This is a genomic window from Pseudoalteromonas sp. McH1-42 (genome assembly GCF_022347845.1).
Classification (GTDB): Bacteria; Pseudomonadota; Gammaproteobacteria; order Enterobacterales; family Alteromonadaceae; genus Pseudoalteromonas; species Pseudoalteromonas rubra_D.
In genome coordinates, this window is record NZ_JAKRFU010000022.1 from 66,604 (window position 1) to 82,352 (window position 15,749).

Genomic DNA, 15,749 nt, shown 5'->3' on the forward strand with positions numbered 1-15,749 from the left:
CTCCGTAATGTACCACTTTGACCTGCAGAAAGGAAACTACGAAAGCACGTCGGAAAAATCCCCCACCCCAGAATCAAAAACGGGAGCCTCAGCCCCCGTTTTCTCAGCTTTTTTTAACTGGTCTTTGCCAGTTACCAATATTACGCTGCTTGCTTCTGGCTACCGCTAGTTCCTCATCGGCGACTTTTGCGGTGATCACCGAGCCTGCGCCGATTGTTGCTGTCTTGCCAATCTCAACCGGTGCGACCAGCGAAGAATTTGAGCCAATAAATGCACCGTCACCAATGAGGGTCTTTGACTTATTTACCCCATCATAGTTACAAGTGATGGTACCGGCACCGATATTCACTTTTTCTCCAATCTCTGCATCGCCCAGATAGGTTAAGTGGTTTGCTTTGGAGCCTTTACCAAGACGCGATTTTTTCATCTCAACAAAGTTGCCAATGTGCGAATCCGTTTCCATCACGGCGCCCGGACGTAGTCGCGCAAATGGCCCTAAAGTACACGAGTCGCCAACCTTTGCATCTTCGATCAGCGTGTTCGCTTTAATGACAACACCATTACCGATCTGACAGTTTTTTAGCACACAGTTGGGTCCGATAACGACATCATCACCGAGTTCAACCTGTCCTTCAAAAACAACATTCACATCAATCTGAACGTCCTGACCAGTTTTCACCTCACCACGCACATCAATACGGTTTGGATCTGCCAGGCTGGCACCATTTAACATCAGGATTTCAGCTTGCCCACTCTGATACGCACGCTCTAGTCCGGCAAGCTGCACACGGTTATTCGCCCCTTCCACTTCCATCGCATCATCAGGTTGTGCAGAGGTAATCTCAACGCCATCCTGATGCGCCATCGCCACGATATCAGTCAGGTAATATTCGCCTTGGGCATTGTTCTGTGACAACTGACCCAGCCACTTTTTCAGTAATTCACCATTGGCAGCCATAATACCGGTGTTGATCTCCTGAATTGCAAGTTGCTCTGGTGTTGCATCTTTTTGCTCAACGATCCCAACCAACTTACCATTTTCACGCAACATACGGCCATAACCCATTGGATTATCAAGGTTCACCGTCAACACAGCTAATCCCTTTGCTGGCGTCACTTCAAGTAGGCGTTGTAATGTAGACAGGCGTGTTAGCGGTACGTCGCCATATAAAATCAGCACAGTGTCATCGTCAGCAATATGTTCTTTTGCCACCGCAACCGCATGGCCAGTACCCAGTTGCTCTGCCTGATGTACCCAGTTTACTTCATTGTGGCTCAACGCCTGTTTTAACTGCTGCGCACCATGACCATACACCAGATTAGTCGTACTCGCGCCCAACGCAATCGCATTATCAATTACGTGTTGTACCATCGGCCGACCTGCGACAGGATGAAGTACTTTGGGTAACTTTGAACGCATGCGAGTACCTTTGCCCGCGGCTAATATTACTGTTGTCAGTGCCATTGAACAGAATCCTTAATTATTTATTACCACTTATCCGCCCCTGGGTACGGAGTTATACGATAGCAACTTTCTAATGCCTGCAATTGTAACCACCTTTTTGCTCTATTATAAGAACCAAAGCATCATAACTAGCAAATTGAAATGACTGTATGTGTCTAACTGGAGAGGTTCATGACTGTGCTTGGACGGTTCAAAGGTAATACGATCCTTGCAATAGCACCTTTTTCATTCTTTCTATTTTTGACATGTAGCTCTCCTTGCTGGCTTTCCACCAATGAGCGACATAGCTCTAAGCCCAGTCCCTGGCCATTTTCTTTTGTACTGTAAAATGGCGTTTGGATATTGTCGAGGTTTTGAATACCACACCCTCTATCTATCACTTCAATAAATACCTGGTTAGATTTCGTAAAACAATTTAGCACCACAGACTGACCCGGCTCACTTGCTTCAAATGCATTTTTGATTAGGTTGATAAGCGTTTGTTCGAGCAAGTCAGGATCTGACACAAATTCTATCGGATCACAGTGCAGCTCCAGCTTACCCTCAGGAAAAAGTAACTTAACTCGTTGGTATATGCTTTCAATGCTGGTTATCTGATAGTTCGGTTCAGGCCTTTTACTACAATGAACATATGCATTTATAAATGACAATAACCCAACCGCTCTATTGTGAATGATATGTAGGATCTTCTCACCTTCTGGCGTTAGCGCCTCATTGTCGATAAGAGATAGGCTCAACGATTGAATTGGTGTGAGAGAGTTACCAACCTCATGTTTAATCACACGGATCAGCTTTTGCCATGCTTCAGCCTGTGTCTTTCTGATGGTAGATTGTTGATCAATAAAGATTAATAGTTCGAGAGCCGTACCATCATGATAAAGCTTGCTATGTCGGATCTGCCAGCGTCGGTTGATATCCGCATCGACGAATTCCCATACACCCTCGACTTGGTGCAAGCCAAAACGGTCCGCGAGTTTCTTTTTCTGTAACTGCCATGCATAACCAGAAAAATTAGAAAATGCGCCATTTGCTCTAATTAGCTGGCTCTTGTCATTGAGTATGAGCATTGGCAGATCCAGCTCTTCCAGCAAATCGTAAATGATCAACTTACTCTGATCGTAGCGAGTATGCGCTAGATGAATCTCTTTGCTAAGTTCAGCCAGCTTGTCTTGAATATCAAGCCCGACGCCATTTTGAAATCGTTGCCTTACCCGACGACGATGATCACCATTAATGAGTGCGTCCAGGTGCCCATTAATGCCGATATAAAACCCCAGTAACCGATTGTACTGAGCCATCGCTAGATAACCAAATAAGATACTAAAAGGCAACGCCATAGCGATACTTAGCACCGCCTGAGAGGTCGTTAGCCAGACAATAGTCACGCAAGCGAGCGTAAGCAGAGTCCCCCAGCAGCCTAGTATCATTAAGACGATGCGTTCCAAAGACGTTTTAGCCATATTTTATTTGATACTTTTCCATTCTGCGATACAGAGCACTGGTACTTAGCCCCAAAATTTTAGCCGCTTCAGCCGTACAACCATCCGTTTTTTCTAGCGATTTGATAATTAGCGAAGATTCAGCTTCCGCCAAAGTTGTCAGCGGATGGTTCGAAGTCTGACTTGGCACAGGCGTTATATTCAGCACTTCTCTGTCAATAGTCTCCGACGAACAAAGCAATACGGCACGTTCCATCACATGACTCAGCTCTCGAACGTTGCCCGACCAACGATAGCCTTCCAAAGCACTGACAGCACTAGGTTTAATTTTAGGTGCTGGTCGGTTATATTTTTTACTATGCAAGTTTACAAAGTGTGTCGCCAATAAACTGATGTCTTCTCGTCGTTCTCTGAGCGGCGGCATCGTTACTTCAAATGTATTAATACGATAATACAAATCTTCACGAAATATTTTCTGTTCGATGAGGGTTCTCAACTCGGCGTTGGTTGCGCATATAAGACGAACATTTGCATGCTGCGTGGTGCTACTTCCTACCGCCTCATACTCCCCGCTTTCCAGCACACGTAGCAACTTACTTTGCTGCATCATTGACATATTTGCAATTTCATCAAGCAATAAGGTCCCTTCATGTGCAATTGAGAATCGACCTATGCGATCTGATTTCGCATCTGTAAACGCACCTTTAATATGCCCAAACATTTCGCTCTCAAATAAGTCATCCGGGATCGCGCCCATATTGACAGACACCAGGTTTTTATCACGCCTGGGTGACAGGTTATATATGTACTTTGCCAGAGAGCTTTTCCCAGTCCCATTCTCACCCAGGATGAGTACAGAGGCATCCGTTTCGCTGACCCGCTCTACTTGCTGCATCACTTTTTTCATTGCAGGGGAGTGCCAAAGTATTTCTGTACTAGACTGCTCGGCAAGCTGCTGAGCTAAACCTTGTTTTGACTTTTCCAAGTTTTGTAGTTTTATTTGTTGCTCTAAAATTTGAAAAAGGCGCTGGTTTTGCCAAGGCTTTTCAATAAAGTCTGCCGCTCCAAGTTTCATTGACTGAACAATTAATTCTGTATTCGACCACGCGGTCATCACGACAATAGCCCGGTCAGGGTTACGTTCACGTAACTTTTTGAGCAACGCTAGACCGTCACTACCTGAAGTTGTGTCAGACGTATAATTCATATCCATTAACACCAGGTCGGGATTACCATTACGATCTTCGAGCAAGCCCTGCTCTATCGTCTGCGCATAGCTGACTCGAAAACCTTTTTTGCTCAAAATGTATTCAAGTGAAAGGCAAATATCTAGTTTATCATCCAGTACTAAAATATGAGGAGGAGTAGACGGCATATAAAAATCCTTGTATTTCACAGAGCTTAAAAAGCTACTGATAAAAACAACATTATACTTACATTTTAACCCAACACTGTGCCCACTTAAAGATCATTCATACTATGCTAGATAGCTGATGAGTAAAAAACGCCATACCAGAAATCATTCCCGCCACGACCTCCAGACACGCAACCCAGTCGTTGCAATCACCACTGTGACAGCAGCGCAAACAACACATACAACTGAATTTAATAAAGAAACTGCTCAGTTAGTTGCAAAAATTGGGATTCAGGGTGCCGCCAGAGGTTTAAGTATTAATGAGTCGAAAATCAATAACAGGCGAAATAAACTCCAGCAAAAACAGCGCAACCCAGCCTGAGGCCGAAGCCGGCCCACAGGTAATATCGTTCATAGCGACCGTATCGGCACATATTGCTCAAGCGACATTCGAGAACTAAGAATAAAGAATTAGTTAAGGCATGACATAAACAGGAAAGGGGATTGTTGGCATAGAAGTAGACTAAGTCATACTCACTGTGGTGAGCTGATCTTTAATGGGATTGATCAAGTGTCTCTATGTTGATCTGTCGTTCGTCATTAGTCAGCATTTTCTAACAATCAGCGTCAGTAACCTACTAGGATCATGGTGTTTCATCATCAGTGTCCAGTCCTATAACTGAAATAGTGAGGGCTGAGAGTACGTGCTAAAAAATGGCCAGCAGTGAAATAAAAAGCAAAAATTTTCAAATGCTTAAGTAATACAGTATAGGAAATTATGTTGCAACTTACGGTGGAGTCATACCAATTTTCTCAATTAAGTGTTCTATTTTGAGGCGAGAAAATAGGGTCGATAACACCGCTCCCACGGCCTGCTATCGCTGAGGCACCTACATCCATATAGGCGAGGCTAAAGCTTGCGAACTTATACCTTAGGTAAAGGTTCTAAATGAGAAAACCTCAACGCCGTTAACATTAAATTTACCCACTTTCAATTGAACAGATATTAAGTGAAATAAGTATACGCTCCCTATACATATTTTCAGGCAAAAAACCGTGATACAGACCGAACAGATTTGAGGCAAGCGTTGCTATTAGTGCACTTAGACTGTCCCTTTTTGTTGTTCAATCAATTGCAGTCATTACTCTGAGGTCATTCGCTTAGATATGTTCAACTTCGAATTAAGTTCAGAGCATATTATATGAACTGGACGTACTCAGAAACCAGGAAATATTTAAGCGAAATTTATTATAGATTAACTATATAGGTGCTTTAAAAAAACAGCTGGTGTAAAATACCCTAAGCATAAGGAAATTGGTAGCCTGTCACCAGCAGCCTGTCGAGTTAAATGCGCAAACGACAGTTTAGAAATGCCTTACACCGGAGTTGAATTAAGGCTAAGTAAAAACTACAATAATTAGTAAAAATTACAATAATTAAATTAATTAAACAACCAAGGAAAACAGGGTTGGAAACTTCTATGTCAATAAAAAAAATAAATGATGTAACTTTCTTCGATTTAAGAAACGTACAAAAAAACCATATCGAAAGTGGCCCATTCGAAAGCGGAGTTTATGTAGTCAATGATATTATAGTTGACTTTAGCACCAACCAATTAACAGATCCTTACGGCAGGAAAACCAGACTCGAGCCTTTGATTATGGAATTACTGGCTTTTATGATAAAAAATACAGGTTCTTATCTTAGCTGCAATGATCTCATGCAGCATGTTTGGTCAGGTAAGATTGTTTCAGATAATACAATCAGAGTAGCAATGAAAAAACTTAGGGATGCAATGGGCGATAATCCAAAACTGCCTAAGTTTATAAAAACAACACCGAGTAAAGGCTATATACTAATTGCCCAGGTATCCAAAAAAGAGTTTAATCATAACAACATACTGCCAATTTCAAATAAACTGATAATGTCTAGAGTTGGCAAGCTTTTTTCAAACTTTTTCATTAGATAAATAACTCTTCAACTCTAGTTTTGGCTAGCTCTGATAAGTTCCATCAGAGCTAGCATTCTCTTAATCATCATTGCGCAATGAGTAAACTGGACTCCTATTCGCTACGCCATTCAGTGAAATTATTGATATCATGATGGACAGTAATAACGTCAGAGCAATTGCTGACAGAGAAGGAAACAAGTCTACATTAAAGTTTGTAAAATCCACTTTCCTTTTTGCCACTTCAAAAAGCAGCATTGCCATCACACTAATAACCACACCCCAAATTATTGCTTTACTGTTGTCTTTTAAGACGTCTTTAACGATATGCATAGGGTTAGCGCCAATCGCCATCCTAACTCCCAGTTCATACTGACGCATTTTAACGTTATAACTTAGAATGCCATAAAGGCCAATTGCAGCTAATAGTAAAGTTAAGATAGATAGTGAGATTGTAATTACAGCCGTAGCCACATCTCTCTTTAATATTCTATAGTGCAAATCTTCCATACTATAATATAGAAAAACTCTAAAATTATTATCATAATCACTAACTAGGTTTTGCAAAGACTGTTTATTTAATGGGGCTTCTCCTTGCCTTTTTACAACAAAGCTAAGTTTTTCTACCTCAGATGGCAGGTATAGCATTTCGTCAAAGGCTCTGCCAGAGGGGTTATTAACATCTTCGACAACTGAAATGATTTTGTAAGTCACTCCGCTATACATGAGAGGCTGATTTATTGCGGAAAACTCATCCCCATATAATGCCTTTGCCAAAGTCTGGCTTACCATAACCACTTTACTATTATTTCTGACTTCCATCTCTGTAAATTGACGACCTGTAATTGTTTTTTGTGAGAAAACCTTCTGAAGATCGTTGTCAGAAATTAATACATTTGTTCGGATATAATCATTCGGTCTATCGGGGTGTAGTACTGAACGTGTCATACGAGGAGATAAAGGAGTAGCACTTATAATTGAAACAGCCTCAACTTCAGGCATAGCTTCAATCAAGTTCTTTAACTCTTTTCCTTGCTGACTCATTGAAAGTTCGCTTAAGTCTTTATTACCAGTACTCACAGTAATATAATAAGTGTCTTCCGTATCAATACCTAATGACTGTGTAATTTTAGTCGATGCCTCAAACATCAAAGAGAAATTAGTTGAAAGTAGTATAATTGCTAACGTAATTTGGCTTGCGGCTAGCACAACACGTAGTCCCGACGAAATTTGCAGACCCGAACCTTTCCCGCTTGATTGCAACATACCATTTAACCCTCGGTAGTTGACAGCAAGGGAAGCTGTACCTGCGAAAATAAAAGAAAGTATGATGCCGCATATGAGCATAAATACGATAGATGGCAGATCCAGGCTCATTTCATCTAATCTAGGCAGCTGCCCTGCTGCATTTTGTTGCAACAAGTAAATACCACATAGAGCAATGGCTATTGACAATAATAAAGCACCAAATGTTAAACACATCGACTCTGCTAACATTGCCCGAAAAATATGCTGCTTTTGAGCCCCCAGCGCGGCTTGAATGGCCAGTTGACGACGCTTCTCAACAATTCGTGACAAAAATAGATTCGTCGCGTTCGCTACCGCTATAAGTAATAAAGCTAACACCCCGGCAAAAAATAGCGCACTTGTTGTTTCACTATCTCCAATGATAGCTTCTTCAAAAGTTAATAGCCTTGCTTGCAAACTAACGCCTTTCCAATATTCAGAGCCTTGAGTGTTTCTTCTGAAACCAGCATCAGAGAGACTAGTAAGTTCATGCTGCGCTTGTTGTAATTCTAGGGATGCCTTTACTTTTCCAACAAACTGGATATGTGGTAAAAAGTCATCCCAGCTAGTGCGCAGTTCCGCGTGAATGGAATTGTAGTCCCAGGGTAAGTAAACAAGACTTTCTGACTTAAACTCAGTTAACTGCGGCTGTTGAAAATCTGCGGAAAGTACGCCTACCACAACAAATTGAATATCCTCCACCGCAACCGTTTTCCCTAAAACATCAGGTTCACGATTAAAAATTGTCTGCCATGCTTTATCGGTGAGAATGACCGACGGTTTATATTGATTAAGCCCTTCAGACTCATTAAACGCACGACCCAATTGCATTGACGCCGTCGTGATTTCGAAGTAATCCGGCGTAACATAGCTAGCATTGACCCGGGGCATACTACTAATACTGGTTATTTGCGTTATATCACTTGAGATCAGCGCCTTTTCATCAAAGGCCTTACTTTTTCTGTACCACTCCAACAGGCTTGGGTAACTTTGAAAGCCTTCTCCACTTGATTCATAGCTTTTAATTCGTACGTGGTTTGCAACCACTAAACGCTCATGATCGTTATAAACAAGCGGTTTAACAAATATTAGGTAGTTTAAATTAAAAGCAGTTATTAATGCGCCCAGCGTGATCCCTAACGTCAGAATAATCGTGAAACAAAATGCTGGAACTTTTAGTAGACTGAAAAAGCTTAATTTTAGTTCGTGCAAGAAGTAGTTCACACAGCCTCCATCACATTTTGTTTTTGCTCTACAATTTCACCATCCAATAGATGCAGTTGACGGTGGGCCATATCTGCGTATCGAGCATCGTGAGTTACCATGCAAATAGTGACGCCTTCTTTATTTAATTGCTCAAGCATCTCCATCACAATATCACCATTTTTGCTGTCCAAGTTTCCTGTTGGCTCATCCACCAAGAGAATTGCAGGCTCAGCAATCAAAGCTCGGGCAATAGCCACCCTTTGTTGTTGACCACCAGATAGTTGATTCGGTTTATGGTCAACCCTATGACCTAGATCGACCCTGGTAAGGCACTTTATTGCGCGCTCACGTGCCTCATTAAGAGGTACTGGTGGGTTTTGGTATTTAAGTGGTAGTGCAACATTATCAATTACACTTAGCTCATCGATTAAGTTAAACTGCTGAAATACAAAACCTATTTTTCTATTTCGAATTGTTGCTGCATCAGTAAGCGTTAAGTTACTGACATCTTCGCCTTCAATCAGATATTGCCCACTTGATGGAGGAGCCAGCAACCCTAGTAGTGATAGCAGTGTAGATTTACCGCAGCCTGAAGGCCCAGAAATAGAGATATAATCACCTTCATATATGTCAAAGCTAATATCTCTCAAGGCATGCGTTTCCATCTCTCCTGTATAAAATACCTTTGAGATTTTTTTTATTTCTATTTTTAATTTTTTCATTTTTTGGCGGCTCTTTATTGTTTGATTACGATAGATTCCGCACTTGCGAGCGCAGAAGTGTCAGAAATAATGTATGTCTCACCAATATTTACATTTGAGAGTATTTGAATGTATTGGCCACTTTCTACACCAAAGGTGACTTCTTTCGCTGAGGCTTGATTTAGCCCTTCTGCAACCAGGTATAACTTTGCTACAGAATTTGGCTGAATATTTGCGGGTCGTTTTATGAAGAATGTATCAGGTATCGATTCTATTTCGATGGTGCCATCAATACTGAGCTCAGGGCGAATATTGCTAGGCAGCTCCCCCTCCATTTTTATTTCTACACTCACGGTACCTTCAGTAACCACTGGGTCAATTCGCGCTACATTGCCCTCAATGATCTCTTTGCGAGTGTTGATCTTTGCCTTTTGTCCTAGTTTGATCATATCAGCTTGGGTTTGAGGAACCTTGATAATTCCCACTAGGTTTTCAGTGCCAGAGATAAGCGCTAGTTGTGCACCTGATGAAACGGTTTGGCCTAACGTAACAAAAGATTGTTGAAGCACACCGCTCATACCCGCTTTGATTGTAAGGCGGTCTAGTTTATCTTTAGCAATCCGTAAGTTGCTTTCCGCTTGTTTAATGATCTCTTTTTGCATATTTATAGACTCAGTATGAATTAGCTTCAACTGTTCAATTTGATCTCTATAAATCGCAAGTACTTTGCTCATTTGCTGAGTCTTAATATCACTTTCAGCAAAATTTAATTTAGATACGATGCCTTTCGTTGAGAGATCGGATTGGGCCTGAAAGTTCAAATTCGATATCTCATAACTAGCTTCCAGCTCAGCGTACTTCACTTTCTCTGTCATAATTTCTCGTTTTTGCGACAGTTCAATTTGTTTTAAAGTGGCATATTCCTTTGTGAGCTCTTGACTTGCTATCAAGACATTTTCTTCTATTTCTGGATTGCTTAATTTTAGAATGACACTATCTGGCTGCACACTCGCGCCAGGCTTAAGCAGCACTTCCTCGACCGTCGCTTGAGAGCGGGACGTGATGAGTTTTTGATCGTTTGATTTAAACTCTCCGTACCCATCAACACTCACTATAAACTCCCCTTGCTGTACGTTCGAAAATAGACTTTCTTTGCGGAGAACTTCGACGCGGTCATCAGTTGTAATAAGTAACCAGCATAGTGCTAAGATCACGAAGAAAACCATCGCGATAGCCCGCTTATATGCTACGTTCTTCTTTTTTGAACTACTTTTGATTACATCCATTTTTAACTTCTCATGCTATTTACAGAAAAACTCACCTAACAAAGCACAATTTGTGCCAAAATATAAACTGCTGTTTTCATTTGGTTTTTTCGGTTCTTCTCATTGGTTTTTGCGATTTTAAGCTACAAAATCGAAATGCTTTGTGATTTTGAAGCGTCTGTATATATCTGAAGGTTCAACAGGTAACTCCAGAGTCAGGACGGAGCATTGCGTGGTATGACAAACGTCAACGAATCGGAGTAGCTAGAGTAGGCAGGGGCGTTCACCATGTTACTTTGAAACAGCTGAGTTTTTGCGAAAGTCAAACACTGGTAACAACATCATCTTGCCAGTCAACTTAATGAAGGTTACGAAGCCTCATAACCTTCATTAATACTCAAAGAATAAGCCTGTTTAACTCAACAAACGACTAAGCGATGAGAGCGGCCTTACGCTTAAAGCCAACCTCTTCTGCAGGCTTAGTCGCTGTAATGTTATTCGAATGCACAGAGCGCTGTTGAGCACTGTAGCTTTCAGTCAAATGAACCAACCGGGCCATTTTCATCACAATGCTGAAATGCGCAGGGTTTGATGATTTGCCACTGGCTAACTGGTCGACAATAGATAAGGCTTCTTTATGATCCCAAATGTTTGAGTTACGGGACTCAATGGAATCCAGTTTATCTCTTGCCCAAGCAAGTGTGTTGGGATTGTAGAAGTAGCTTTTCATATCAATGAATCCAATCTTGCTTTTTTTCAATCGCACACTGTCTGGCAATTTCCCAGCCATAGCATGACGCAACAAGCGCTTAGTAAATCCATGTTTTAGTTTGCTTTCTGACGGCAGTGAGAATAAAAATGTAACCAGTCGCCAATCCAAAAATGGCGTTCTGGCTTCTACACCATGCGCCATTGAAGCATAGTCAAATGAACGCAATATATTTTGTAAAAAACCATAATGCACATCGTGATATAGCATGGTATTTAAGTGATCAAAGTGCTCAGGATAGTGCTCTTGGTCATTTGTATAACTCTGCGGCTGATACTTGGCCGAAAAGCGCCCCTTAAATGCATCCGCAAAGAGCCTTTTAGAGTGCCCCCAGCCTTCCCAAGGTTTCAGAGAGTCAATATTTAAGCTGATACTGCGACCCAGCATAGTCAAATCAAAGATCTTGGCTAAATTAGGCATCCCGGCAAATGCATCATGCATTGCGGGCGTAAAGTGATAGCCATACCCTGCCATTAACTCATCCATTCCATGACCATCCAATGACACCACTCGAGATTGTTGCCGCATGCTCTTATAGAGTAAATACGGCCCCTCTGATGCAGCCTCGATATCTTCGTAGCAGCTAGTGAGGCTCTCTAACATATCGACATCCTGATATAAATTAGAGTGTACTTCTGTTAACTCAGCACCAGCTTTTTGGCAGACTTCCCGGGCTAGGTGCGTTTCATCTAACCAACCTTGTTTTCCAATAACGAACCCACTTAAAGGCTCTTTATCATCCCCAAGAACATCCCTGGCTGTTAGCATGATACTGCTTGAGTCCATTCCACCACTTATCGGAATACCATATTTGGTATCTGTACTTAAGCGCAGACGCACAGAATCTTCCATGAGTTCTTGTAATTTCGCCACTTGTTCTTCAAAAGTACTTGGTGGTTGAGGCAAGTGCAGTAACGTATTCCACCAGCGTTTCATGCTTATTTCGCCTGTACTTTCCACTTCTAAATAGTGTCCTGCCGGTATCCGTTGTACCTTACTCAGTATCGTTTTTCTTAACTCTCCTGATTGACCTAAAAACTGACGTTTTATCAGGTCAGTATTGTGCTGTAAATCCGCACCTGGCAGTAACGCAAACGCTTTTAATTCAGACGCAAAAGCAAACTGATTATCATCCTTGTAATACACGCAAGATTTGATAGCAAATCGGTCAATACAAATGCGTAACTTGCCTTCAAAGCTATCCCAAAGTGCCATAGCCCACATGCCATTGAATCGAGTAAAACACTCAACGCCCCAATGGGCATAGGCATACAACGCAACCTCAGTATCTGAGTCAGAGAAGAAGTGAAAACCAGCTTGCTGCAACTCAGTTCGGAGCTCTCGATAGTTATAGATTTCTCCATTGAAACTGATTGCGTAGCGGTCTTGTAAAGTCATTGGTTGAGCACCATTTTGACTTAAATCGTGGATTGATAACCGACGATGACCTAACCCTAGATTATGTTTTCCATCGATGAAAATATCTCCACTGTCGGGCCCTCTGTGCTCTAACGCATCGTTAAACTTCGTTAAACTTACAGGGTCGACAGGCTGTCCATCAAAGCGCCAAATACCAGTAATACCACACATCAGCTTCTCCTTACACTTCTTCGGCTAATTCTTGTTTTATATTAAAAATTTTCCTAAATTCAGGGCTGCTTTTTATGAGGTAATCTAAGCTACCTTCTTTAACAACCTTACCTTGGTCAATCATAAATATTCTATTAGCCTTACTAATGGTCTCTAGGCTGTGAGTTATTATTATCACCGTATTACTTTCTGATATTTCGTCTATTGATTTGAGAATTTCATGCTCAGACTCAACGTCTAAGTTAGACGTCACTTCATCAAGAATAAAAATTGGTGAATTTTTCAAAAATAAACGTGCAACGGATAGTCGCTGTCTTTGACCAGAGCTCAGTTGATAGCCGTCCTGCCCGATAAGCGTGTCGACACCTTGTGGTAACTTACTGATAAAAGAAGTGCAATTGGCTTTCTCTAATGCATGATAAACGGCTTCATCAGTTGCGTTTGGGTAAACCATCCGAACATTTTCAAAGATAGAGGCGTTAAAGAAAAATGCATTCGCGACGGCAGTATTAACATATTCACTAATTTGATCTGCTGATGCATCATTAACTTTTAAATCTCCAATTCTTATTTCACCTTGTTGCACTGGAAGCATCCCAGATAACAGCAATGCCAGAGTCGATTTGCCTGCCCCATTCCCTCCGACAAAAGCAACCCTCTCTCCTTTTGCAATAGACATAGATAAACCTTTTAACACCGGCTTCTTCTCGCTCTCGGTGTAGCAAAAGCTAACGTTATCCAAACAAATATAATCTGTATTCGAGCGGCTGGGTGCTTCCGTCTTATCACTCGCTTGGTGATTCGGAAGTCGGCTTTCCGGGGCCATATCAAGAATTTTGTAAAGTCGTCTTAAACTAACGACGCCGCTAGATATATCCAGAACGGTATGTGAAAGAAAACCTATAGGCTGATACAGACGCTGAGTGAATACAGTGAAAGCGACTAAGGTACCTATTGTTAGTTCTTCCTGTATCAAATGCTTACCAGCGAAGTAGTATACGAAAACAATGCCCAGTCCAGATAACGCAGAGAAGGAAACTCGATTCGCCTGAAATAACATAGCGATTGTGACTCGTGTTTTACGGATGCCAGTTGCAATCGTAGAGAACTTTTGAAATTGATTGTCTCCAATGCCATTTAACCTTGAAAACATAAAGCCATTGACTGAAAAGTCTTCCGCAATTTTGGAGTTCAATTGATCGCCAAAGTTAAATGAGTCTTTTGATTTTTCATTAATTGCTTTAGTAACGAAGTAAAGAATCAAAAAATATACCGGCACTGTTACGATTGAAATTAGCGTGAGCTGCCAGTTCATATAAAGCATAAAAGATGCGGCAAGAATCAAGGTAATGACATTGGTGATAATAGATGGAATGGTTCGAGCTAACGCTACCTGAATATTTATCAAGTCAGTGTTAAACCTAGAGAGTAACTCTCCCCTTTCAACTTTTGAGAAAAAAGACAGAGGTAGTCGCTGTATGTGTTGATACATGTGACACCTAATATCAAAACAAAAACCTGAGCCAAATCGACTAATAAAAAGCTCTTCAGCTAATCCAGACAATGTTGACAGCACCAGGATACCAATAGAAATCAATATTAAGTTTGTTAGCTCCTGGAGATCTTTATTTGGGATAGCTGAATCAATAATCTCCTTATAAATAAGAGGAGGTGAAAGGTTAAGTAAGACAGATAATGCCACAAAAAATATAGCCATCATCACGGAATATTTATACGGGTAAAGGAAGGTGCTGAGTCGCTTGAACAAAGACAAGTTACTTTCTTGTTGATTTTGGGCTGCTTTCATGGGATCTGCTTGCTGAATTAAGTTTCATTAGGACAAGCAATGACTGCTTGTCCTACGGTGTGCTTGTGAATTATTTTGAAGAAGTATTGCTTAGGAGCTTCTTTCCTTTCTTAACTTCAGCTAGTAATTCATCAAAATCAGGGTAATTATCATCTCTCTCAACTAATGCGCCTTTAATAGGCATTAATGGAATGAGTTCTTCAAACAGTTGCCATACTTGATTAGGTATAGATTCAGAATGAGAGTCAATAAGTTTACCGTTGTGCCAAACCCCACCAGCAAGGTGCGCCTGAACGACAGCATCAAGTGGTAGTTGTTTAGCTCGCTCAATCGCATCGAAGCCAAAATTTACGCTATTAGTGTAAAGATTCGTCACATCGAGCAACATGCCACAGCCCGTTTTATCAACAAGCTGGTGCAAGAAATCTTCTTCACTCATTGTCGAACCCGGAATTTCCAATGTCTTAGTAATGTTTTCGATGACAAACGGAATTCCCAGAGTATCTTGAACCATATTTATATTATCGACGGTATATTTTAGCGTGACGTCATTGTATTGAATCGGTGATAAGTGACCTAAATCAATACCTGGGCACTCCGTTGTTGCCAAGTGGTCGCTGTAATAAGGCGCATTCAAGATATCTACAACATCTTTAACATTAGATAAAAACGTTTTTGATACTTTGCGTGCAGACCCCACCGATAAAGAAACACCATGAGGAATAATGGTGAATTTCTCTGCCATTTCCGTTAATGCGTCGATAGACCGTGGAGAAGTACCAATATACTTTTCAGTAATAATTTCCAAAAAGTCAATTTCATCTTCATTTGCTAAAATATCATTATGGATCTGGTATCTATAACCTAAGCCAGCGCCTAAAAAAGGTAGCAAGTCTATTGATTTACTGATCATGAAT

At 41.2% G+C, this 15,749-nt stretch carries 11 protein-coding genes; 2 read left to right on the top strand and 9 right to left on the bottom strand.

Features of this window, described 5'->3' with window-relative positions; genetic code table 11:
- Positions 1-103 precede the first annotated feature (103 nt).
- The 3 genes from glmU to MHN31_RS18885 form a co-directional block, all read right to left on the bottom strand.
- The gene (glmU, locus tag MHN31_RS18875; protein WP_239445058.1) at positions 104-1,465 is read right to left on the bottom strand and encodes a bifunctional UDP-N-acetylglucosamine diphosphorylase/glucosamine-1-phosphate N-acetyltransferase GlmU; all 1,362 of its coding nucleotides are present in this window, start codon (positions 1,463-1,465) and stop codon (positions 104-106) included.
- Positions 1,466-1,620: 155 nt separating this feature from the next.
- Positions 1,621-2,925 (bottom strand): ATP-binding protein, encoded by a 1,305-nt coding sequence (locus tag MHN31_RS18880; protein ID WP_194868563.1) that lies wholly within the window; start codon positions 2,923-2,925, stop codon positions 1,621-1,623.
- The gene (locus tag MHN31_RS18885) at positions 2,918-4,279 is read right to left on the bottom strand and encodes a sigma-54 dependent transcriptional regulator (protein ID WP_239445059.1); all 1,362 of its coding nucleotides are present in this window, start codon (positions 4,277-4,279) and stop codon (positions 2,918-2,920) included. The genes MHN31_RS18880 and MHN31_RS18885 overlap by 8 nt, the downstream gene beginning before the upstream one ends.
- A 118-nt stretch (positions 4,280-4,397) precedes the next feature.
- On the opposite strand from MHN31_RS18885, the gene MHN31_RS18890 reads away from it, so the two are divergent.
- Together MHN31_RS18890 and MHN31_RS18895 are read left to right on the top strand one after the other, a co-directional pair.
- Positions 4,398-4,640, top strand: a complete 243-nt coding sequence (locus MHN31_RS18890) for a hypothetical protein (protein ID WP_239445060.1) — start codon at positions 4,398-4,400, stop codon at positions 4,638-4,640.
- Between the two features lie 1,099 nt (positions 4,641-5,739).
- On the top strand, positions 5,740-6,228 hold the full coding sequence (locus MHN31_RS18895; protein WP_239445061.1) for a winged helix-turn-helix domain-containing protein: 489 nt from the start codon (positions 5,740-5,742) through the stop codon (positions 6,226-6,228).
- 60 nt (positions 6,229-6,288) lie between these two features.
- Here MHN31_RS18895 and MHN31_RS18900 read toward each other — a convergent pair whose 3' ends face one another.
- The 6 genes from MHN31_RS18900 to MHN31_RS18925 all read right to left on the bottom strand — a co-directional run bounded on the left by MHN31_RS18900 (position 6,289) and on the right by MHN31_RS18925 (position 15,745).
- Complete coding sequence (locus MHN31_RS18900; RefSeq protein WP_239445062.1) at positions 6,289-8,718, bottom strand: ABC transporter permease; 2,430 nt, start codon at positions 8,716-8,718, stop codon at positions 6,289-6,291.
- Positions 8,715-9,422: an ABC transporter ATP-binding protein gene (locus MHN31_RS18905; protein WP_125561137.1), complete on the bottom strand. Its 708-nt coding sequence runs from the start codon at positions 9,420-9,422 to the stop codon at positions 8,715-8,717. The genes MHN31_RS18900 and MHN31_RS18905 overlap by 4 nt, the downstream gene beginning before the upstream one ends.
- A 14-nt stretch (positions 9,423-9,436) precedes the next feature.
- Entirely contained in the window at positions 9,437-10,687 is a 1,251-nt protein-coding gene (locus MHN31_RS18910; RefSeq protein WP_125561139.1) for an efflux RND transporter periplasmic adaptor subunit, read from the bottom strand.
- 409 nt (positions 10,688-11,096) lie between these two features.
- Positions 11,097-13,025: an asparagine synthase (glutamine-hydrolyzing) gene (asnB, locus tag MHN31_RS18915; RefSeq protein WP_138538121.1), complete on the bottom strand. Its 1,929-nt coding sequence runs from the start codon at positions 13,023-13,025 to the stop codon at positions 11,097-11,099.
- Positions 13,026-13,035: 10 nt separating this feature from the next.
- Positions 13,036-14,832 carry an ABC transporter ATP-binding protein gene (locus tag MHN31_RS18920; protein WP_125561143.1) on the bottom strand — a complete coding sequence of 599 codons (1,797 nt, stop codon included), beginning with the start codon at positions 14,830-14,832 and terminating at the stop codon, positions 13,036-13,038.
- A gap of 70 nt (positions 14,833-14,902) precedes the next feature.
- On the bottom strand, positions 14,903-15,745 hold the full coding sequence (locus MHN31_RS18925) for a DUF692 domain-containing protein (RefSeq protein WP_125561145.1): 843 nt from the start codon (positions 15,743-15,745) through the stop codon (positions 14,903-14,905).
- Positions 15,746-15,749 lie beyond the last annotated feature (4 nt).